Origin of the sequence: Micromonospora sp. NPDC002296, from assembly GCF_040296145.1 — a bacterium.
In the GTDB taxonomy this organism is placed as follows: Bacteria; Actinomycetota; Actinomycetes; order Mycobacteriales; family Micromonosporaceae; genus Micromonospora.
This window is the reverse complement of sequence record NZ_JBEOWQ010000023.1, coordinates 17,789-35,677: the sequence shown is the minus strand read 5'-3', so window position 1 is coordinate 35,677 and position 17,889 is coordinate 17,789. Positions and strand designations below refer to the sequence as shown.

Below are 17,889 nucleotides of genomic sequence, written 5' to 3'. Positions count from 1 at the left end.
TGGCCGCTCAGCTCTCTTCGTCGGATGCGGCGTCCCGGGCCTGGTGGGGCCGGTAGGTCCTGATCCAGGCCTCCACGGCCGCGCGGTCCCAGACTCGCACCTTGCCGCTGGCGACCGTGTCCACGGGCTCCGGGAAGGTGCTGCGGTTCGTGATCTCTGTGGTCCGGGTGCGCGACACGCCGCCAAGCATCTCGGCGATATCGGAAAGGGCCACCAGTCTCACGCGCTGACCGTATGCACGTGCAACCCGTACACGTTGCCACTTGCAACCTTGACGGTGCCCACGTTGCAGGGGAGGCTGTAGTGGCAATCGCAACTGGTAGCGGTCCGGCCACCTGATCGGGGATCGGTGGTCGGACCTGCCTGTCTCTGGAGGTGGGGATGGCGATCGACTACGGACCGCCCAGCCGCACGGACCTGTTCCTGGCGGCCAGGAGGAGCGCGGAAGTGCACCGGGACGGCAAGCGGTGTTCGGAGTGCACCGGGCACGGCGGGTGCCGCCAGTGGCGCTGGGCGGAAGCGCACCTGGCCGCCCTGGTCGCAGAGGAGCACGGGACGGATGTGCTGGCCCGGTGGCGGGAGGTGCGCCACCGGCACGGGTACTGGCACGGCCACGGCAGGCCGTGTCCGTTCTGCCGGGGAAGCGGGTGCTGGCTGAACGACTACGCCCGGGACCAACTGGCCGCTTTCGAGCGCGCGGCGGACGGCGGACGGCACCCGTGAGCCTGCCCCAGGAGGTCCCCCGGGAGGTCTGGGTTCCCTGGCTGGCGAAGCGGATCATCCGGCAGCACTGGACCGACGGCGGGTGCCAGCGCTGCGGGCACGACGGGTGCCCGTCGCTGACCTGGGCGCGGGAACGACTCAGGGCGTACCGGGGAACCCTCCCGGTACGCCCTGGTTGTTTCGTGGCGCGTTGACACCTGCCACTACGCCGCTGGGAAACCTCACCGCCAGGTGAGCGTGATCCCCTCCGTGGAGAATCCGGGGCCGCGCCGGCCCCGGTCCACGGTGATCTCCAGGAGGAGCCGGACCACGGTGCGGCGCGCGTCCGGGCTCAGGGCCTCCCAGGCCGCCGCTACGTCCCCCGCGCTCACCAACTCCCCCAGGACGCCAGCCCGGTCCGGGGGCGGAGCGGCGGCGGCCTCCAGGGTGGCCAGCTCTGGCCGGAGCTGACCCGTGATGGTGGCCAGTTGCCGGGCCGTGATGATGCCGGACGCGAAGCTGGCGGCGGCGTCGTCCAGGCGCTGGCGGACCAGCTCCGCCGCCTGGACGGCCCGCTCACGCTCTCCCCCGTCGTCCTCCGGGGTGAGCAGGGCGGCGGCGTCCGGACGGCTCAGGCGAGCGATGACCACGGCCTCCACGTACTCCTCCAGGCGGTCCCGCCGCCGACTGACGCACGCGGACGCCGTGCACCGGTACGCCTCCGTGGCCCTGCTGTGCCCGACCCGGAGCGGGGACCCGCACACGCCGCACCGGGCGATGCCGGACAGAAGGTGGAGGCGTCCCGCGCGGCCAGGGGTGGTGACCCGCTCCGGGTTGGTGAGGATGCGCCGGACCGCGCGCCAGGTCTCCGGCGGGATGATGGCGGGCCAGGCGGCCTGGCCCATCTCCTGGCCGTTGTACTCCCGGAGTCCGGCGTGGCGCGCGTGGAGGAGGACGTTGCGGAACGTCGGATGCGTCCAGGGCTTCCCGCTGGCGTTGTTCAGGCCCCGGGCGTTCAGGTCCCGGAAGATGGAGCGCAACGGCTCCCCGGCCAGGACACGGCGGGCGGCGTCCCGGAGGACGGCGGCCTCCGACTCCCGGATGGTGAGCCGGTCCACCTCCCAGCCGTACGGCCGGTGCCCGCCGTGCGGCTTGCCAGCGGCGGCGTTCTCCGCCAGCTTGCGCCGGATGCGCGCGGCCTTGTGCTCCGATTCGTAGCGGGCGGTGGCTCCCAGCATCCGGGCCACCATCCGGCCGGACGGGGAGCTGAGGTCTACGGCCCCGGACTGGCAGGTCTGGACCTGGAGGCCGGTGCGCTCCGCCAGGTCGATGAAGCGCTCCAGTTCCTTCGGGGAGCGGTGGAGGCGGTCCGGGTGCCAGGCGATGAGGCCCCGCACGGTCCCGGCGTCCACGGCGGCCAGGAGGCGTTCGTAGTCGGGCCGGGTCCGCCCGGAGTAGGCGCTGATGTCGTTGTCCCGGTAGACCTCGGTGACGGTCCAGCCCAGGCGTTCCGCCAGCGCGCGGCAGTCCGCTTCCTGGCGGGCGACGCCCAGGCCCTCCCCGGTGGAGTCGGAGGAGATCCGTACGTAGATCGCTGCGCTAATCACGCCTTGATCGTGGCATGACATGCGTCATGCCGGTGTCCCGGAAGTCCTCCTCGACCGCCGACGGCAGCCGGCTGGTGTCGCCGACCACCAGGCCCGGCAGCAGCCCACCCTGCTCGTCGGGCAGCGGCGCGCAGGCCCGTTGCAGGCCGGCGCGCAGCACGCCGGCGGCGCGCTGGGACCACGGCGGCGGACCGTGCGGCACCGGCGGGCCGGGCACGGTGAGCACGGCGGCGGTCAGGTCACCGCCGCGCGGTGCGCCCAACCGCCCCTCGGCCGTGAGCCGCTGCCCGGGCAGCAGGCCCCGCCAGGCCTGGTCGGCGGCGAGCACCAGCACCCGCACCGGGGCGGCGACCCGCGCCCCGTCGGGGCCGGTCAGGGCCACGAGGTCGGCCCGCACCAGCAGGGTGGCGGGCCGCCCGGATACGCCCCGGACCGGGCGCGGATCCTCCCGGACGACCAGCTCGGCGTCGACCATGGCCCGGTCGTCGACGAGGGACCGGACGGCGGGCGCGTCCCGGACGACGATCCGGGCGGCGGTCGCCGCCGCGCCACAGACCACACCGAGCAGTACGGCCACCGCGATCCACCCGTACCGGCGCACGAGGGGCACCGGGCGGCCCAGCGCGCCGAGCAGGTGTGCTGCGGTCAGCGCGGACAGCCCGGCGGCACCGGCCGCGAGCAGCACCGTCGCCCGGGGACCCAGATGCAGACCGGCCAACGCGGCCAGCCAGGCGGCCACCGCCAGCCCGGCCAGCCGCAGGTCGAGCGGGGTGACCGGGCCGGGCGGGGCGGCTGGCGGGGTGACCGGGCCGGGCGGGGCGGGCGCACCTGCGGCGGGCGGGCGCGCGTTCCCGCTCACACCGTCACCAGTTCCTTGAGCTGCTCGTACCGGGCGTCGCCGATGCCCTCCACCTGACGCAGGTCGCCCACCGAGCGGAAGCCACCGTGCTGGTCACGGTGGGCCAGAATGCGCTGGGCGAGCACCGGCCCCACCCCGGGCAACCCGTCCAGCTGCGCCAGGGTGGCCGTGTTCAGGTTGATCCGGCCCCCGGCGACCGCCGGGTCCCCGCCGGGCGCGTCGGGAGCGGCACCGGGCTGGCCCGCCGGGGCGGGCACGCCGACCAGGATCAGCTCCCCGTCGGTCACCTTGCGGGCCGGATTCAGCAGCGCCACGTCCACCCCGGGGAGCGCACCGCCGGCCGCCTGCACCGCGTCGGCTACCCGGGAGCCCGCCGGCAGCCGGACGAGCCCCGGGCGACGGACCTTGCCGGCGACCGCCACCACCAGTTCACCGCCCGGCGTCGGCCCGCCGGCCACCGGCTGGACCTCTTCCGGCCCCTCGGAACCCGGGGCGACGGACGGGGCGGACCCGACCGGTTCGGCCTGCGGCCGGGACTGCCACGCCCAGAAGCCCGCGCCGATCACCACCAGCACGGCGACCACCGCCAGCGCCCGCACCCCCCGCCGCCCGGGGTCGAACGCGCCGGGACCGGGCAGTCGGGACGGTCGCGGCGAGCGCGTCGGCTCGTCCTCGGACCCGGCGTCGGCGCTGGGGGCGGGCTCCCCGGGATGCTCCGGAGCGTCGCCCCGGAAGGAGCCGCCGACGGGGGATGACGCGGCGGCCCTTGCGGCCCGCCGCCCCGAGCCGGGCCGCCCCTCCCCCGGCCAGGGAACCGGCCGCTCGACCGCCGGCACGCCGGCCGGAAGCCACCGGTCCTCCGGCAGCGCCACCGCAGGCCGCCCAGCCGCCGGCCCGCCCACCGGAACCCGCCCCAGCAGTGGTGCGGACACCCCGGGCCGTTCGACCGCCGCCTCGGGTGGCGCGGCCGACCCGATCGGCACGATCGGCGGCTCCGGGGCCTCGGCCGGCGCCGGGTCGGTCACCAGCCACCGCAGCCGTCGCACGACCGTTTCCTCGTCGTCTGACACGACGCGAGATTAGGCCTGGACCCGTACGACCAGCCGCCCTCCGACTGACGCCTGTGGACAACGGAGGCCACTGTGGACAAACACCTGATCATGTCCGTCGTGTGCTATGGCGACGGGTCGGAAGATGGAGGGCGAGAGCCGGAGAAGACCCCGGCTGAGCGCCTGTCCCCACAACGTCAGGCGAAGATCAGGCCGCGCCGGGGCGGCGGTGCACGACGACGCAGGCCAGCCCGGGGCCGGCGTGGGCGGCGACCACGGCGCCGGCCTCGGTGACGTACGCGGAGCGCAGCCGGCCGCCGAGCCGCTCGGTGAGCGCGGTGAGGAGCTGCTCGGCGCGCTGCGGGGCGGCGAGGTGGTGCACGGCGAGGTCCACGTCGGCGTCGCCGGCCGCCCCGACCGCCAGGTCGACCAGGCGGGCCACCCCCCGGCTCGCGGTGCGCACCTTGTCCATGAGCACGATCGCCCCGTCCGGCATGTGCATGATCGGCTTCACCGACAGCGCTGTGCCGAACAGCGCCTCTGCGGCGCCGATCCGGCCGCCCCGGCGCAGGAACTCCAGCGTGTCGACGTAGAAGAAGATGCTGGTGCGGTCGATGGCGTCGACCGCCGCCCGGCGTACCCCGGCCAGGTCGGCGCCCCCGGCGGCGGCCTCGGCCGCCGCGAGCGCCGGAAAGCCGAGGCCCATGCCGGTGGAGCGGCTGTCGACGACCACGATCTGTTCGCCGACCTCGGCGGCGGCCAGCCGGGCCGCCTCCACCGTCCCGGACAGCTCGGCCGACAGGTGCACCGACACCACCGCGTCCGCGCCCGCGTCGAGCAGCTCCCGGTACGTCCCGACGAACTGCTCCGGGGACGGCCGGGAGGTGCTGACGGAGACCCGGCGACCACCCAGCGCCCGGGTGGCGTCCTCGGGGAAGGTCTCGATGCCCTCCAGCCCCTCCGCGCCGTTGAGCACCACGGTCAGCGGGACGACGGTGAGCCGGTGCGACTGCGCCAGCTCGGACGGGAGGTAGGCGGTGGAGTCGGTGACGACCGCGACGGGCATGCCGGCACGGTAGCCGATGTCGGTCCCGACCGCCCGGGACCGTGTGGTCAGACCGCCTCGGCGGGAGCCGGCAGGGTGACCGGGCCGACGTTGTGGGCCAGCAGCTGCCAACCCCGCGATTCGCTGTGCCGCAGCTCGGTCCAGTGACAGTTCTGCAGCGGGCCGATGGCCCGCAGCACCGTGTGGTCCCAGCCGAGCAGGTACCCGCAGCCCTGCCGGGCCCCACCGCCGTGGGTGGCGACCACGATCGTGCCGCCGGGTGCCACGTCGGCCGCGTCCTGCAGGGCGGTGCCGATCCGTTTGCCGAGGTCGTCGAGGCTCTCGATGTCCGCCCCCGGGTCCGGGTCACCGGCCCGCCAACGGGAGTACTCGTCCGGGTACCGCTCGGCCGCCTCGGTGCGCGCGAGCCCCTGCCACTGGCCGAAATGCCGCTCGCGCAGCCGGGCGTCGGCGCGCACCGGCAGCCCGGTGAGCGCGGCCAGGGCGGCGGCGGTGTCCGCAGCGCGGCTCAGGTCGCTGGCCACGATCGCGTCGGGACGCAGCGCCGCGAGCAGTTGCGCGGCGACGACGGCCTGTTCCCGGCCGAGGTCGTTGAGCGGTACGTCGGTCTGTCCCTGCACCCGGTCGGTGGCGTTCCAGTCGGTGTTGCCGTGCCGCCAGACGATCAGTCGGGTCATTCGCCGGCGGTGGATCCGGTGGAGGCCTCGGCCTCGACCAGGTCCCGGTCGACGAACGGGATCTGCGGGCAGTCCTTCCACAGGCGGTCGAGGGCGTAGAACTCGCGCTCCTCGGTGTGCTGGACGTGCACCACGATGTCGACGTAGTCGAGCAGGACCCACCGGCCGCCCCGCTCGCCCTCGCGCCGGAGCGGCTTGGCCTTCTCCGGCAGTTCGAGCAGCCGCTCCTCGATGGCGTCGACGATGGCCAGCACCTGACGCTCGTTGGGGGCGGCGGCGAGCAGGAACGCGTCGGTGATGGCGAGCTGCTCACCCACGTCGATGATGACGATGTCCTGCGCCTTTTTGTCGGCCGCGGCCTGGGCGGCGGCCATCGCCAGCTCGTGTGCGCGTTCGGAAACTGTCACCGTTCTCCTTCGATCAACCGTGCGACGCTCCAAGCGTCTCACACCCGGCGACACGACGACCTGTCAGTTCTGGTCGATTTCCCGGACAATAGGGTCCATATCCGGCGCGATCAGCCGAGATAGAGCCGTCGTTTCGCGATGTACTGCACCACACCGTCGGGCACCAGATACCACACCGGCTCCCCCCGGGCCACCCGGTCCCGGCAGTCGGTCGACGAGATCGCCATCGCGGGCACCTGCACCAGGCTGACCGTGTCGGCGGGGAGGTGCTTGGCGGACAGCTCGAACCCGGGGCGGGTGACCCCGATGAAGTGGGCCAGTTCGAAGATCTCGCCCAGGTCCTTCCAGGACAGGATGCGATCCAGCGCGTCGGCCCCGGTGATGAAGTAGAGCTGCACCTTCGGGCCGTACTGGGCGTGCAGGTCGCGCAGCGTGTCGACGGTGTACGTCGGCCCGCCCCGGTCGATGTCCACCCGACTGACCTGGAACCGGGGGTTGGAGGCGGTGGCGATCACCGTCATCAGGTAGCGGTCCTCGGCCGGGGTGACCGACTGGTCCGCCTTCTGCCACGGCTGCCCGGTCGGCACGAAGACGACCTCGTCCAGCCCGAACCGGTCCGCCACCTCGCTGGCGGCCACCAGGTGACCGTGGTGGATCGGATCGAAGGTGCCGCCCATGATCCCGACCCGGCGGGTGTCTTCCTCCATCCGGAGATCGTATGCCGGGCCCGTCCGGCCCGACCCGGGCCCTCCGACCGGGCCGGGCGGAACGGGCCCGGGTCAGGCGGCGGCGGCCACGGCCGCGCGGGCCACCAGGGCCCGGCGCAGGTCGTCGTCCAGGTCGGTGACCACCCGCCGCAGGCCGGCAGGAAGGTCGTCGCGAGCCAGCAACGCCGCGGCCAGGTCCCGGGTGGGCTGTGCCACGGCGTACCGGGGGAAGGCCAGGTGCGCGACGGACTCGGCGGCCGAGGGGGTGCGCCGGGGCCACGCCGCCGGCATCTCGGCGAAGTAGCGGGACACGTACGGCGCGGTCAGCTCGGCCTGCTCGGGCCGCCAGAAGCCCTCCGCGGCGGCCTCGACCAGCCGAACGGACAGCGCGGTGTTGCGCACCACGGCCTCCCACGCCGCCGCCTTGGCGGCCGGGTCGGGCAGCGCGGCCCGGCAGCCGGCGGCCCGCTCGGCGCCGGCGGCGCTCAGGTCGGCCGCCGCCTCGGCGGAGATCTCCGTCTCCCCGGCCGCGCCGAGCACCACCAGCCGGCCGAGCACCGACCAGCGCAGTTCGGTGTCCACGGCCAGCCCGTCGGGCACGCCCCGGCCGGCCAGCCAGCCGGTCAGCAGGTCGATGTCGGTGGTCGCGCCGATCAGGGCCCGTGCGGCGGCCAACTGCCGCGACCCACCCGGGCCTGCGTCGGCGAGCATCCGCTCGCAGGCCCCGGCGAGCCGGAGCAGCGCCGCCTCCCGGGCCGGCGGGTCGAGGTAGCGGTCGACCAGCGGCCGGACCGCCAGCAGCACATCCTCCACGACCCGCAGCTCGGTCTCGCCGGGCAGCGCGGCGTCGACCAGCCCCACCAGCCCGGCGACCGGCCGCTCGCCGTCGGTGGCGGCGTCCAGCGCCTCACCCCAGAGCAGGGCCCGGGCCAGCGGGTCGGTCAGGGTCGGCAGCACCAGCGGTACGGCGTCCGCCGAGGCGGGGTCGAGGCGGATCTTGGCGAAGGTGAGGTCCCCGGCGTTGGGCAGCAGCAGCCGGGCGGCCGGCTGCCCGACCAGCCCGGCAAGGACCGTGCGGCCCCCGTCGGCGTCCGGGTCGAGGTCGACCTCGTCCCGGGTGACCGAGCCGTCGGCGTCGTACCGGGCGACGCCGATCCGGTGCGGGCGCAGCACCGGGTGGGTGGCCGGGGCCGTCTGCACGATCGCCGCCTGCGCGTACCGGCCGTCGGCGTCGACGGTGACCTCGGCCCGCAGGGTGTTCACCTGGGCCCGGCGCAGCCAGCGCCCGGCCCAGCCGGACAGGTCCCGACCGCCGGCGGCGGAGAGGGCGCCGAGCAGGTCGGCGAGGGTGGCGTTGCCGAACCGGTGCGCCGCGAAGTGCGCGTTCAGCCCGGCCAGGAACGCCTCGTCGCCCACCCACGCCACGAGCTGACGCAGCACACTGGCGCCCTTGGCGTACGAGATGCCGTCGAAGTTGAGCAGCGCCAGGGCCGAGTCGGCGACCCCCTCGGGCGCGACGGGATGGGTGGACGGGCGCTGGTCGGCCGCGTACCCCCAGCCCTTGCGGCGCAGCGCGAAGGTGGTCCACGCCTGGTCGAACCGGGTCGCCTCGGCGGTGACCCGGGTGCCCAGGTACTCGGCGAACGACTCGTTCAGCCACAGGTCGTCCCACCAGCGCATGGTGACCAGGTCGCCGAACCACATGTGCGCCATCTCGTGGGCGATCGTGGTGGCCCGCTGCTCGCGCTGGCTGTCGGTGACCGCCGAACGGAAGACGAGGTCGTCGCGGAGGGTCACCAGGCCGGGGTTCTCCATCGCGCCGACGTTGAACTCCGGCACGAACGCCTGGTCGTACTTGCCGAACGGGTAGCGCTCGGCGAACAGCTCGTGGAACCGGTCCAGGCACTGCCGGGTGATGGTGAGGATCTCCTCGGCGTCGGCGTCCAGGTGCTCCGCCAGCGACCGCCGGCACCAGATGCCCAGCGGGACGCCGTCGTGCTCGGCCCGGCGCACGTGCCACGGCCCGGCGATCAGCGTGACCAGGTACGGCGCCAGCGGGGCCGTCGGGGCGAACTCCCAACGCCCCGGCCGGGGGGTGGCGACCGGCTCGCCGTTGGCCGCGACCGTCCACTCCGCGGGGGCGGTGACGGCGAGGGTGACCGGGGCCTTCAGGTCGGGCTGGTCGAAGGCGGCGAAGACACGCTGGGCGTTGTCCAGGAAGGACATGGCGTACAGGTACGTCTCGCCGTCGGCAGGGTCGACGAACCGGTGCAGCCCCTCGCCGGTGTTCGAGTACGCCATCTCGGCCTCGACGACGAGCGTGTTGGCCCCGGCCAGCCCGGCCAGCGGTAGCCGGTTGCCCGTGAGGACCCCGGGGTCGAGGTCCCGGTCGTTCAGGCGCACGGTCAGCAGCCTCGCGGGGTTGACCTCGACGAACGTCTCCGCCCCGGGGGTCGCCCGGAAGCGGATCGTGGTGTGCGAGCGGAACTGCCCGCCGCCACCGGTCAGGTCGAGGTCCACCTGGTAGGACTCGACAGTAATCAGCGCGCCACGCGCGGTCGCCTCTACATGGCTCAGGCTCGGCATCCGCTTATCCTGCCCGATGGGAAACCACACTCGTTTCCCATCACGTTCTGCGATGGAGGAAGCAACAATGGGTCAGCACCCCAAGGGCGACTTCGACCTGTCCCGGGCGATCTGGCAACGGGCCGAGGGCGACACCTCGGACAGCGCGGTCGAGGTGGCCTTCGTCGACGATCTGATCGGCATGCGGAACTCCGCCGAGCCGGAGGGTCCGGTGCTCGTCTTCACCCAGGCCGAGTGGGACGCCTTCGTCGCCGGGGCCCAGGACGGCGAGTTCGACCTGGACTGAGCCGGTCGACGCGACGTCGGCCCTCGTCGGCGGCGGGGCGGCACACCCGATCGGGGATGCCGTCCCGCCGCCGGCCCGGGGGCCCGCCCGCTCAGTCGCCGTCTCCCCAGCCAAGGCCGCCCGGACCCGGCCCGTGGTGGAAGCCGGGGTGGCCGGCCACGTCGACACACCGCTCGCCGTCCGGGCCGACCGCACCGCAGAACAGCCGCTCGGCCCGGTGCCAGGCGTCGGCCGGCGACAACGCGGCGGCCCCGAGGGCCAGCTCGGGGCGGAGCAGGCTCAGCCCTTCGGCGTACGTGACGGCCAGCTCGCGGGCCAGGTCGGCGCCGTCGGCCGTGAACCCGAGGTGCACCGTGAAGTAGCGCGGCGGCACCTGCCGCCGGGGCGGGGCGAGCAGCGGGCGATCGGGTCCACCGATCCCGCCACCAGCCGGGCCGGCGCCCAGCCCCTTGACCGCCCGACGCTCCCGCCAGCGCCACGACCCGTTCTCCCGCATGCGGTCCTCCCCGTCCTCGCCGACCGGCGGGCCGCCGGTCGGCCCGTGCGACCCAGCGAACCAGGTTTCCGCCGCCCAGGGAGGGGCCAGCCGGGCGCGGATCCGCCCGCCGACCCCGGGCGAGCGTTTGACCAGCCGAAATGCGGGCATCCGCTGCGGCCCGGCCGATCGACACCACGGGAGGCACCGGTGCCCTTCGACGTCAACGCGGCCGGCCGGCCGGGGAAGCTCGCGACCGTCGCCCCGGTCCGCCGCCGGCTCCCCGTCGAGTACGTCCTGCCGCTGCGCTGGTCCGGCGACGCCGGGCTGGCCGAGCTGACCGGCTACCTGCGCGAACTGGGCCGCCTCGTCGACGTGACCGTGGTCGACGGCTCCGCCCCGGAGGTCTTCGCCCGGCACGCCGCCGTGTGGCGGGGCGTGGTGCGCCACCTCGCCCCCGATCCGGCGGTGCGCGGTGGCAACGGCAAGGTCGTCGGGGTGCTGACCGGGGTGGCGGCGGCCCGGCACGAGCACGTGGTGATCGCCGACGACGACGTCCGCTACGACGAGGCGGGGCTGCGCGCCGCGCACCGGCTGCTCGGCGGCGTCGACCTGGTCCGCCCGCAGAACCACTTCGACCCGGTGCCCTGGCACGCCTGGTGGGACACCGGCCGGACCCTGCTCAACCGCGCCCTCGGCGCGGACTGGCCGGGCACCCTGGCCGTGCGCCGGAGCACCTTCGTCGCGATGGGCGGGTACGACCCGGACGTGCTCTTCGAGAACCTGGAACTGGTCCGCACCGTGCGGGCGTACGGGGGTACCGAGGCGGCCCCGCCCGGGCTGTACGTCCGCCGGCTCCCACCGGACGGCGCGCACTTCCGCGGGCAGCGGATCCGCCAGGCGTACGACGACCTGGCCCAGCCGGCGCGGTTGGCGACCTCGCTGGCGGTGCTGCCCGCCGTGCTGGCCGCGTTGGCGGCCCGCCGCCCCGGCCTGCTGCTCGGTGCGGCGGCGGCCGTTGTGGCGCTCGCGGAGGTGGGCCGCCGCCGGGCCGGCGGGGCGCGGGTCTTCCCCCGCACGGCGGCGCTGGCCGCCCCGCTGTGGCTGCTCGAGCGCGGCGTCTGCTCGTGGCTCGCCGTCGCCCACCGGGTGCTGGGCGGCGTGCCCTACGCCGGTGCCCGCATCGCCCGTGCCGCCAACTCCCCCGGCGCCCTGCGGGCGAGGCGGAACGTCCGGTCGGCACCCGAGGCGCAGCGGGCCCCCGACCGACGCAGCTCGCGGCCACTGCCCGGCCTACGCCGGAAGTGACCGCGAGCTGCGCAGTACGGTGCCCTGTTCAGTACCGCACCTGTTCGCGGGACTGCTGGGCCTGGTCCCGCACGTCGTGCGCGGCCGACTTCGTGTCGTCCTTGACCGCGTGCACGGCGTCCTGGGCGGTGGACCGCACGGACTCGGTGGCCTGCCGGGCCGGCTCGCGCAGCTCCTCCTTCAGCTCGTTGGCGACCTCGCCGAGCTTCTCCTTCACCGTGCCGGCGTGCTCGGCGGCCCGGTCCTTGACCTGGGTCGCCACCTGCTGCTCGCGGCGGGTGGCCGGGATCAGCGAGGAGGCCAGCATGCCGACGCCGAAGGCGATCAGGCCGGCGGCCAGCGGGTTGCCCTCGGACTTCTCCCGCAGCACCTGCGGCGCCCGCTGCGCGGCGTCGCCGACGGTGGAGGCCGCCGAGTGCGCCTTGTCGGAGACGGTGGAGGCCGCCGACGAGGCCCGGTCGGCCACCGAGTGCGCGGCTTGGCTGGAGCTGTGGCCGTAGTCGGAAGCGGTGCCCATGACCTTGTCCCTCACATTCTGCAGCGCGTTGCGCGCCCGCTGCTTACGGTCGTCGACGATGCGGCCCGGGCTGACCTTGTACGCCAGCGCGTCCACATCGGTGCTGAGGCTGTTGCGGGTGGCCTCGATCTCCCGGCGGATCTGGTCGGGATCGGTGCTCATCGGGTGACTCCCTCCGGGTGGGGCTTGAGCGCGTCGGGGATCCGCTGCACGCTTTCGCTGGTCTGCCTGAAGCCGCGTACGCGCTGGGCGTTCTTCTTGGCCATGGAGTAGAGGACGGCGGCGATCCCGCCCCAGATCACGGCGACGATCAGCGCCGCCCAGCCGGCGTCCATGACGTTGGACAGCCCGGCCCAGAGGGCGATCGACAGGAACAGCGCCACCATGTAGCCGCCGAAGCCGGCGCCGCCGAACAGGCCGGCGGCCTTGCCGGCCTTCTTGCCCTCCTGGCGGATCTCGGCCTTGGCCAGCTCGACCTCCTGGCGCATGAGCGTGGAGAGGTCGCTGGTCACCTGGCGCATCAGCTCACCGATGGAGCTGCCCCTGACCTCGTCCGCGGTGTGCGGCGTGCCCAAAGGGCTGTACCCGGGGTCCTGCGTCGGCACGGTCATCCCGTCGCCTCCCTTCGGATGGCTCGCGCGGTCACGGACGGATGGTGCCGCTGGACGGCACGCCCGGCAGCGGGTCGGTCTGGGTCACCGGGGGCAGCGGCTGGGCGGTGCCGCCGACCGGGTCGGCGTACCCGGTGGTCGTGCCCGGTTCGGGGTAGGCCGCGCCCTGGCCGGAGTAGCCGGCGTCGGACCCGGCGTAGGTGCCCGGGGTCGGGTCGAGGTAGCCGCCCGGCGGGATCTGGTCCGGCACGGCGCGGGGGGCCGGCGGGGTCGGGATGACGGCGGTCCGCTCCGGGTCGTAGCCGTCGGTCGAGCCGTACGCCCCGCCGGTGCCGCCGGATGCGGCGGACAGGTTCCGGGTCAGCCGGCCGGCGAGCACGCCGAGCACGGCGGCGCCGACCAGGAAGGTGCCCGGGTTGCGGCGGGCGTAGCCCTTGACCTCGTTGACGATGTCGCCGGGCTGCCGCTCCTCCAGCCAGCCGGCCACGCCGTTGACCCGGTCGGCGGCCTGGTGGGCCAGCTCGGTCACCGGGCCGGCCTGGCCGCCCTGCTGCGCCATCGAGCGCATCTCGTCGGCCAGCGAGCGCAGCCCGCCGGCGGCCCGGCGCTGCTGCTCACCGGTCTGGCCGGCGAGCTGGTCGCGTACCTCGCCGTAGAGGTTGCGGGCCTGGCGCTTGGTCTCGCCGACCACCTCCCGGCCCTGCTCCTTGGCGGTCTGGGCGACCGCGCCGCCGGCGTTCGCGGCCTCGGAGCCCACCTGGCGGGCCTGCTCGCGGACGCCGTTGCTCGAATCCGGTCCGTACGTGGAGGTCGTGGGTGACAGATCGTAGGTCATGATGCCCCTTCCGCTCGAAAAGTCGTCGCGGTAGCACTTCATTGAGATTCGCTGGCATTCATACCGCCGGCGTCTTTTGACCTACCCTCGGTCCGGCGCTCCATACCTGATTCCTGATTTCTCTGCGGAAAGTGTGAGCGCCCACACAGAATGGAGGATCGTCGGGAGCTGCTGATCCACGGAGGTGACAGCGATGGCGCACGGAACCCCCAAGCCCCGGGTGCGGCAGGCCGCCGCCGCGGTGGCCGCGCTGTTCCTCCTGCTCGGCGTGCTCGGCTTCGTCCCCGGCATCACCACCGGGTACCACGACATGGCCTTCGCCGGGCACACCTCCGGCGCGAAGCTGTTCGGCCTGTTCCAGGTGTCGGTCCTGCACAACGCCCTGCACCTGCTCTTCGGCCTGGCGGGGCTGGTCCTCGCCCGCAGCGTCGGCGGCGCGCGGATCTTCCTGGCCGGCGGCGGCGCGATCTACCTCGGGCTCTGGCTCTACGGGTTCGCCATCGAGTTCTCCGCCGAGCACAGCGCGGTCAACTTCATCCCGCTCAACGGCGCGGACAACTGGCTGCACCTGGCGCTCGGCTTCGGCATGCTCGCCCTGGGTCTGCTGCTGTCCGAGCGGGCCGGCACGGGCGGCCGGCTCGACGACCCGTTCGACCGCCCCTGACCCCGCACCGGGGGTGGGGTGTCAGGCCGCGACCGGGAGGCGCTTGGCGAAGCAGCGGCTGTACGGGTTGGCGACGTACTCGCCGAACACCGGGATCGGGGCGTATCCGCAGGACGTGTAGAGGCCGATGGCCGCCGGCAGGTAACTGCCGGTCTCCAGCCGGATCTCGGCGTACCCCTGTTGGAAGGCCAGCTCCTCCAGCACGGCCAACAGTTGCCGGGCGATCCCCCGCCCCCGGTACGCGGGCCGGACGTACATCCGCTTCAGCTCGCCGGTGCGCGGGTCGAGCTCCTGGATGCCGCCGCAGGCGACGGCCCGGTCGACGTCCACGAACGCGAGGTAGCGGATGTCGTCGTGGGTGACGGTCGCCTGCCCGTCCAGGCCGCCGTCGGCCTCCCGCAGCTCCCGCTGCTGCGCCGCGACCAGGGTGGCGATCTCCGGGTCGGTGGTGGGCCGCGACTCGATCAGCATCCCGAGAACGTAGGCCACCCGGGTTTCCCCCAGGTTTCCGGCGAGCGACCCGACGGCGGAGCTCGGCGGGCGGTTCGTCGTAGGGCCGCCCGCCGGGCCGCCGGAGCTATTCGTCGAGGTCGGCGTCCGACTCGTCGTCCGACTGGTCGTCCGTCGCGTCGGCCCCCAGTTCGTCGTCCGAGCGCACCCGGCGGGACTTGCGCGCGGCGAGCCGCTCGGCGGCCGAGGCCCGGGACGACTTCTCCTCCAGCCGCACGTCGGTGCCCCGGTTGCCCGGGACGAAGTCGACTCCCGCGTAGAGGGTGGGCTGCCAGTCGAACTCGCGCTCGCCGATCCGCACCAGGTCGCCGGGGTTCGCCCCGACCTTGGCCAGCTTGTCCTCGACCCCGAGGCGGGCCAGGCGGTCGGCCAGGTACCCCACGGCCTCGTCGTTGTCGAAGTTCGTCTGCCGCACCCAGCGCTCCGGACGGACACCCCGGACGGTGAACGACCCGTCCGACTCCGCCTCGACGGTGAAGCCGGTGTCGTCGACCGCTTTCGGGCGGATGATGATCCGGGTCTCCTCGGCCGGTGGGGCGGCGGTGCGGCCCTGTTCGACCAGCTCCGCCATGGCGAACATCAGCTCCTTGAGGCCCTCGCGGGTCGCCGCGGACACCTCGAAGACCCGCAGGCCACGGGCCTCCAGGTCGGGGCGGACGATCTCGGCGAGATCCCGACCGTCCGGCACGTCGACCTTGTTCAGGGCGACGAGGCGGGGCCGGTCCACGAGCCCGCCGTACTCGGCGAGCTCGGCCTCGAGGGCGTCGATGTCGGCCAGCGGGTCCCGGCCGGGCTCCAGGGTCGCGGTGTCGATCACGTGCACCAGCACCGCGCAGCGCTCGATGTGCCGGAGGAACTGCAGCCCGAGGCCCTTGCCGGTGGCCGCCCCCGGGATCAGGCCGGGCACGTCGGCGACCGTGAAGATGTGGTTGTCGGCCTGGACCACGCCCAGGTTGGGCACCAGCGTGGTGAACGGGTAGTCGGCGATCTTCGGCTTGGCCGCCGAGATGACCGAGATCAGCGACGACTTGCCGGCCGACGGGAAGCCGACCAGGCCGACGTCGGCGACGCTCTTGAGCTCCAGGACCACGTCGAGCTGGTCACCGGGCTCGCCCAGCTCGGCGAAGCCGGGGGCCTTGCGTCGGGAGTTGGCCAAGGAGGCGTTGCCCCGGCCGCCCCGGCCGCCCCGGGCCACCTCGAAGGTGGTGCCGGCGCCGACCAGGTCGGCCAACACCTCGCCGTCCGGGGTCTGCACGACGGTGCCGTTGGGCACCTTGAGTACCAGTTGACGCCCGTTCGCGCCGTCCCGGTTCGAGCCCGCGCCGCCCTTGCCGTTCTCGGCCTTGACGTGCGGGTGGTAGTGAAAGTCGAGCAGGGTGTGCACCTGCGGGTCGACGACCATGGTCACGCTGCCGCCGTGCCCGCCGTTGCCGCCGTCCGGGCCGCCGAAGGGCTTGAACTTCTCCCGGTGGATCGAGACACAGCCGTGCCCGCCGTCACCGGCCTGCAGGTGCAGGACGACCCGGTCCACGAACATCGTCACGTCGTCAATCCTTCCAGCGGGATGCGCCCCGCGCGCGTACGAGAAAAGGCGTAGCGGGCCGGGACCTACCGGTCCCCGGCCCGCTACGCCTTCGAACTACTGCTGCGCCGGTACGATGCTGACGGTCTTGCGACCGCGCTTGGTGCCGAACAGGACCGAGCCGGCGGTCAGCGCGAAGAGCGTGTCGTCGCCGCCACGGCCGACCAGGTCACCGGGGTGGAACTTGGTGCCACGCTGCCGGATGAGAATCTCACCGGCGCTGACGACCTGACCACCGAAGCGCTTCACGCCGAGTCGCTGGGCCGCGGAATCGCGGCCGTTACGCGAGCTGGACGCACCCTTTTTGTGAGCCATTTGAGGACGACCTACTTCCCGCTGGAGATGCCGGTCACCTTGACCTGGGTCAGCGGCTGGCGGTGACCCTGGCGCTTGTGGTAGCCGGTCTTGTTCTTGAACTTGTGGATCTTGATCTTCGGGCCCTTGGTGTGCGCGGCGATCTCGCCGGACACTGCGACCTCGGCAAGCTTCGTCGCGTCGGTCACCAGGTCGTCACCGTCGACGAGGAGCACCGCGGTGAGCTTCACCGCGTCACCGGGGGCACCGGTGAGCTTCTCGACCTCGATCACGTCGCCCTCGGCGACCTTGTACTGCTTGCCGCCGGTCTTGACGATCGCGTACATCGGAGGCGGACTCCCTGTCGTTGAGGCTGCTGGCGGTCGTTCCCTCGGCGGCTCACCGGGTAGCAGAGGCACGGCGGCGTGGGCACGCGGGAACTCGGCACACCAAAGTGCGCCGCAAGATAGCCTACGCCATCGGTGGGCTGACGCCCAAACCGGGCTCCCCGTACCCGGCACGGCCGCCGGGGCCGAGACGGGCTCGGCGGCCCCTTTTCCCGGTGCGGCGGGGGCCTCGCCCCGTCAGCGGGCACAGAGCTGGTCGAGGCGCTGCTGGAGCTCGTCCAGCTCCTCCTCGTCGATCGCGTCCACGTCGGTGCCCAGGGTGCCCACCTCGCTGGCCAGGTCGGCCAGCAGCGTCTTGAGCTGCGCATCGGTGGCCCGGGCGGACTGCTGTCGCAGGGCGGTGCGCCAGCCGGCCAACGCGGCCTCGGCCCGCTTGCGGGCGGCCTCCGCCGTCGCGCTGTCGTTGGCCCCGACCGCGCCGATCATCCGGCCCAGCTCCGCCACGTACGTGCGGACCGCCGCACCGCTGGCCTGCTGGGCTGCCGCGCAGACCTCCGGGCCGTTCCCCCCGGCCGGCCCGAGCGACCCGCCGGCCGCGCCGGGGCCGGCTCCCCCCGCCCCCGGGGTGGCCCCGGCCGCCGCGGGCGGCGACCCGCTCGGTACCGGGTCGGAACCGGAGCGCTCGGCGGAGCAGGCCGCCCCGGCGGACAGGACCGCCATGGCGGCGGCGAGGGCGAGCAGACGACGCATTCTTCTTCTCCTGACCGGGGTGGCCGATCCTAACCGGGGCCGGGACGGCC

21 protein-coding genes and 1 pseudogene are annotated in these 17,889 nt (G+C 74.1%); 4 read left to right on the top strand and 18 right to left on the bottom strand.

Annotated elements, in window-relative coordinates; all coding sequences use genetic code 11:
- Nucleotides 1-7 precede the first annotated feature (7 nt).
- The gene (locus ABT023_RS18780; RefSeq protein WP_161691828.1) at nucleotides 8-223 is read right to left on the bottom strand and encodes a hypothetical protein; all 216 of its coding nucleotides are present in this window, start codon (nucleotides 221-223) and stop codon (nucleotides 8-10) included.
- Nucleotides 224-381: 158 nt separating this feature from the next.
- Here ABT023_RS18780 and ABT023_RS18775 point away from each other — a divergent pair, with 158 nt between their 5' ends.
- Nucleotides 382-723 carry a hypothetical protein gene (locus ABT023_RS18775; RefSeq protein ID WP_350887156.1) on the top strand — a complete coding sequence of 114 codons (342 nt, stop codon included), beginning with the start codon at nucleotides 382-384 and terminating at the stop codon, nucleotides 721-723.
- Between the two features lie 221 nt (nucleotides 724-944).
- On the opposite strand, the gene ABT023_RS18770 is transcribed toward ABT023_RS18775, so the two are convergent.
- The 8 genes and pseudogenes from ABT023_RS18770 to pepN form a co-directional block, all read right to left on the bottom strand.
- Nucleotides 945-2,309 carry a recombinase family protein gene (locus ABT023_RS18770; RefSeq protein WP_350887153.1) on the bottom strand — a complete coding sequence of 455 codons (1,365 nt, stop codon included), beginning with the start codon at nucleotides 2,307-2,309 and terminating at the stop codon, nucleotides 945-947.
- A 16-nt stretch (nucleotides 2,310-2,325) separates the two neighbouring features.
- Nucleotides 2,326-3,168: pseudogene (locus ABT023_RS18765) on the bottom strand (ComEC/Rec2 family competence protein); the annotation flags it as partial.
- Complete coding sequence (locus tag ABT023_RS18760; protein WP_502890716.1) at nucleotides 3,165-4,004, bottom strand: ComEA family DNA-binding protein; 840 nt, start codon at nucleotides 4,002-4,004, stop codon at nucleotides 3,165-3,167. The pseudogene ABT023_RS18765 and the gene ABT023_RS18760, both read right to left, overlap by 4 nt.
- 421 nt (nucleotides 4,005-4,425) lie before the next feature.
- Nucleotides 4,426-5,283: a DegV family protein gene (locus ABT023_RS18755; protein ID WP_350887148.1), complete on the bottom strand. Its 858-nt coding sequence runs from the start codon at nucleotides 5,281-5,283 to the stop codon at nucleotides 4,426-4,428.
- A gap of 47 nt (nucleotides 5,284-5,330) precedes the next feature.
- On the bottom strand, nucleotides 5,331-5,960 hold the full coding sequence (locus ABT023_RS18750) for a histidine phosphatase family protein (protein WP_350887146.1): 630 nt from the start codon (nucleotides 5,958-5,960) through the stop codon (nucleotides 5,331-5,333).
- Nucleotides 5,957-6,367 (bottom strand): ribosome silencing factor, encoded by a 411-nt coding sequence (rsfS, locus tag ABT023_RS18745; RefSeq protein WP_350887143.1) that lies wholly within the window; start codon nucleotides 6,365-6,367, stop codon nucleotides 5,957-5,959. Before rsfS ends, ABT023_RS18750 begins: the two co-directional genes overlap by 4 nt.
- A 110-nt stretch (nucleotides 6,368-6,477) precedes the next feature.
- Nucleotides 6,478-7,074: a nicotinate-nucleotide adenylyltransferase gene (gene nadD, locus ABT023_RS18740; RefSeq protein ID WP_350887140.1), complete on the bottom strand. Its 597-nt coding sequence runs from the start codon at nucleotides 7,072-7,074 to the stop codon at nucleotides 6,478-6,480.
- A 72-nt stretch (nucleotides 7,075-7,146) separates the two neighbouring features.
- Complete coding sequence (gene pepN / locus ABT023_RS18735) at nucleotides 7,147-9,660, bottom strand: aminopeptidase N (RefSeq protein ID WP_350887137.1); 2,514 nt, start codon at nucleotides 9,658-9,660, stop codon at nucleotides 7,147-7,149.
- 67 nt (nucleotides 9,661-9,727) lie between these two features.
- On the opposite strand from pepN, the gene ABT023_RS18730 reads away from it, so the two are divergent.
- Nucleotides 9,728-9,946 (top strand): DUF397 domain-containing protein, encoded by a 219-nt coding sequence (locus tag ABT023_RS18730; protein WP_350887135.1) that lies wholly within the window; start codon nucleotides 9,728-9,730, stop codon nucleotides 9,944-9,946.
- A 91-nt stretch (nucleotides 9,947-10,037) separates the two neighbouring features.
- On the opposite strand, the gene ABT023_RS18725 is transcribed toward ABT023_RS18730, so the two are convergent.
- Complete coding sequence (locus ABT023_RS18725) at nucleotides 10,038-10,442, bottom strand: hypothetical protein (protein ID WP_350887132.1); 405 nt, start codon at nucleotides 10,440-10,442, stop codon at nucleotides 10,038-10,040.
- A 189-nt stretch (nucleotides 10,443-10,631) separates the two neighbouring features.
- On the opposite strand from ABT023_RS18725, the gene ABT023_RS18720 reads away from it, so the two are divergent.
- Nucleotides 10,632-11,729 carry a glycosyltransferase family 2 protein gene (locus ABT023_RS18720; protein ID WP_350887129.1) on the top strand — a complete coding sequence of 366 codons (1,098 nt, stop codon included), beginning with the start codon at nucleotides 10,632-10,634 and terminating at the stop codon, nucleotides 11,727-11,729.
- Between the two features lie 28 nt (nucleotides 11,730-11,757).
- Here ABT023_RS18720 and ABT023_RS18715 read toward each other — a convergent pair whose 3' ends face one another.
- From ABT023_RS18715 to ABT023_RS18705, 3 genes are read right to left on the bottom strand one after another with little or no spacing between them, the layout of a single operon-like run.
- A complete protein-coding gene (locus tag ABT023_RS18715) occupies nucleotides 11,758-12,408 on the bottom strand; it encodes a DUF3618 domain-containing protein (RefSeq protein WP_350887126.1) in 651 nt (216 codons plus the stop codon).
- A complete protein-coding gene (locus tag ABT023_RS18710) occupies nucleotides 12,405-12,857 on the bottom strand; it encodes a phage holin family protein (RefSeq protein ID WP_350887123.1) in 453 nt (150 codons plus the stop codon). The genes ABT023_RS18715 and ABT023_RS18710 overlap by 4 nt, the downstream gene beginning before the upstream one ends.
- Before the next feature lie 31 nt (nucleotides 12,858-12,888).
- Nucleotides 12,889-13,692 carry a hypothetical protein gene (locus ABT023_RS18705; RefSeq protein WP_350887120.1) on the bottom strand — a complete coding sequence of 268 codons (804 nt, stop codon included), beginning with the start codon at nucleotides 13,690-13,692 and terminating at the stop codon, nucleotides 12,889-12,891.
- Between the two features lie 193 nt (nucleotides 13,693-13,885).
- Between ABT023_RS18705 and ABT023_RS18700 the strand changes: the two genes are divergently transcribed.
- Nucleotides 13,886-14,356 (top strand): DUF4383 domain-containing protein, encoded by a 471-nt coding sequence (locus ABT023_RS18700; protein WP_350887117.1) that lies wholly within the window; start codon nucleotides 13,886-13,888, stop codon nucleotides 14,354-14,356.
- A gap of 21 nt (nucleotides 14,357-14,377) precedes the next feature.
- Here the strand turns inward: ABT023_RS18700 and ABT023_RS18695 are convergent, their stop codons facing one another.
- The 5 genes from ABT023_RS18695 to ABT023_RS18675 all read right to left on the bottom strand — a co-directional run bounded on the left by ABT023_RS18695 (nucleotide 14,378) and on the right by ABT023_RS18675 (nucleotide 17,839).
- Complete coding sequence (locus ABT023_RS18695) at nucleotides 14,378-14,827, bottom strand: GNAT family N-acetyltransferase (RefSeq protein ID WP_350887307.1); 450 nt, start codon at nucleotides 14,825-14,827, stop codon at nucleotides 14,378-14,380.
- Between the two features lie 106 nt (nucleotides 14,828-14,933).
- Nucleotides 14,934-16,409 (bottom strand): GTPase ObgE, encoded by a 1,476-nt coding sequence (obgE, locus tag ABT023_RS18690; protein ID WP_350887114.1) that lies wholly within the window; start codon nucleotides 16,407-16,409, stop codon nucleotides 14,934-14,936.
- A 96-nt stretch (nucleotides 16,410-16,505) separates the two neighbouring features.
- Nucleotides 16,506-16,763: a 50S ribosomal protein L27 gene (gene rpmA, locus ABT023_RS18685; protein ID WP_350887111.1), complete on the bottom strand. Its 258-nt coding sequence runs from the start codon at nucleotides 16,761-16,763 to the stop codon at nucleotides 16,506-16,508.
- 11 nt (nucleotides 16,764-16,774) lie between these two features.
- Nucleotides 16,775-17,089 carry a 50S ribosomal protein L21 gene (gene rplU / locus ABT023_RS18680; protein ID WP_328419425.1) on the bottom strand — a complete coding sequence of 105 codons (315 nt, stop codon included), beginning with the start codon at nucleotides 17,087-17,089 and terminating at the stop codon, nucleotides 16,775-16,777.
- A gap of 237 nt (nucleotides 17,090-17,326) precedes the next feature.
- A complete protein-coding gene (locus ABT023_RS18675; RefSeq protein ID WP_350887108.1) occupies nucleotides 17,327-17,839 on the bottom strand; it encodes a hypothetical protein in 513 nt (170 codons plus the stop codon).
- Nucleotides 17,840-17,889: the final 50 nt, after the last annotated feature.

Bases quoted from the DNA above. Each gene is read 5' to 3' on its own strand.
- ABT023_RS18775 (WP_350887156.1), top strand. From the start codon at position 382: ATGGCGATCGACTACGGACCGCCCAGCCGCACGGACCTGTTCCTGGCG.
- ABT023_RS18755 (WP_350887148.1), bottom strand. From the start codon at position 5,283: ATGCCCGTCGCGGTCGTCACCGACTCCACCGCCTACCTCCCGTCCGAG.
- ABT023_RS18750 (WP_350887146.1), bottom strand. From the start codon at position 5,960: ATGACCCGACTGATCGTCTGGCGGCACGGCAACACCGACTGGAACGCC.
- nadD (WP_350887140.1), bottom strand. From the start codon at position 7,074: ATGGAGGAAGACACCCGCCGGGTCGGGATCATGGGCGGCACCTTCGAT.
- pepN (WP_350887137.1), bottom strand. From the start codon at position 9,660: ATGCCGAGCCTGAGCCATGTAGAGGCGACCGCGCGTGGCGCGCTGATT.
- ABT023_RS18730 (WP_350887135.1), top strand. From the start codon at position 9,728: ATGGGTCAGCACCCCAAGGGCGACTTCGACCTGTCCCGGGCGATCTGG.
- ABT023_RS18725 (WP_350887132.1), bottom strand. From the start codon at position 10,442: ATGCGGGAGAACGGGTCGTGGCGCTGGCGGGAGCGTCGGGCGGTCAAG.
- ABT023_RS18715 (WP_350887126.1), bottom strand. From the start codon at position 12,408: ATGAGCACCGATCCCGACCAGATCCGCCGGGAGATCGAGGCCACCCGC.
- ABT023_RS18710 (WP_350887123.1), bottom strand. From the start codon at position 12,857: ATGACCGTGCCGACGCAGGACCCCGGGTACAGCCCTTTGGGCACGCCG.
- ABT023_RS18705 (WP_350887120.1), bottom strand. From the start codon at position 13,692: ATGACCTACGATCTGTCACCCACGACCTCCACGTACGGACCGGATTCG.
- ABT023_RS18700 (WP_350887117.1), top strand. From the start codon at position 13,886: ATGGCGCACGGAACCCCCAAGCCCCGGGTGCGGCAGGCCGCCGCCGCG.
- ABT023_RS18695 (WP_350887307.1), bottom strand. From the start codon at position 14,827: ATGCTGATCGAGTCGCGGCCCACCACCGACCCGGAGATCGCCACCCTG.
- rpmA (WP_350887111.1), bottom strand. From the start codon at position 16,763: ATGGCTCACAAAAAGGGTGCGTCCAGCTCGCGTAACGGCCGCGATTCC.
- rplU (WP_328419425.1), bottom strand. From the start codon at position 17,089: ATGTACGCGATCGTCAAGACCGGCGGCAAGCAGTACAAGGTCGCCGAG.
- ABT023_RS18675 (WP_350887108.1), bottom strand. From the start codon at position 17,839: ATGCGTCGTCTGCTCGCCCTCGCCGCCGCCATGGCGGTCCTGTCCGCC.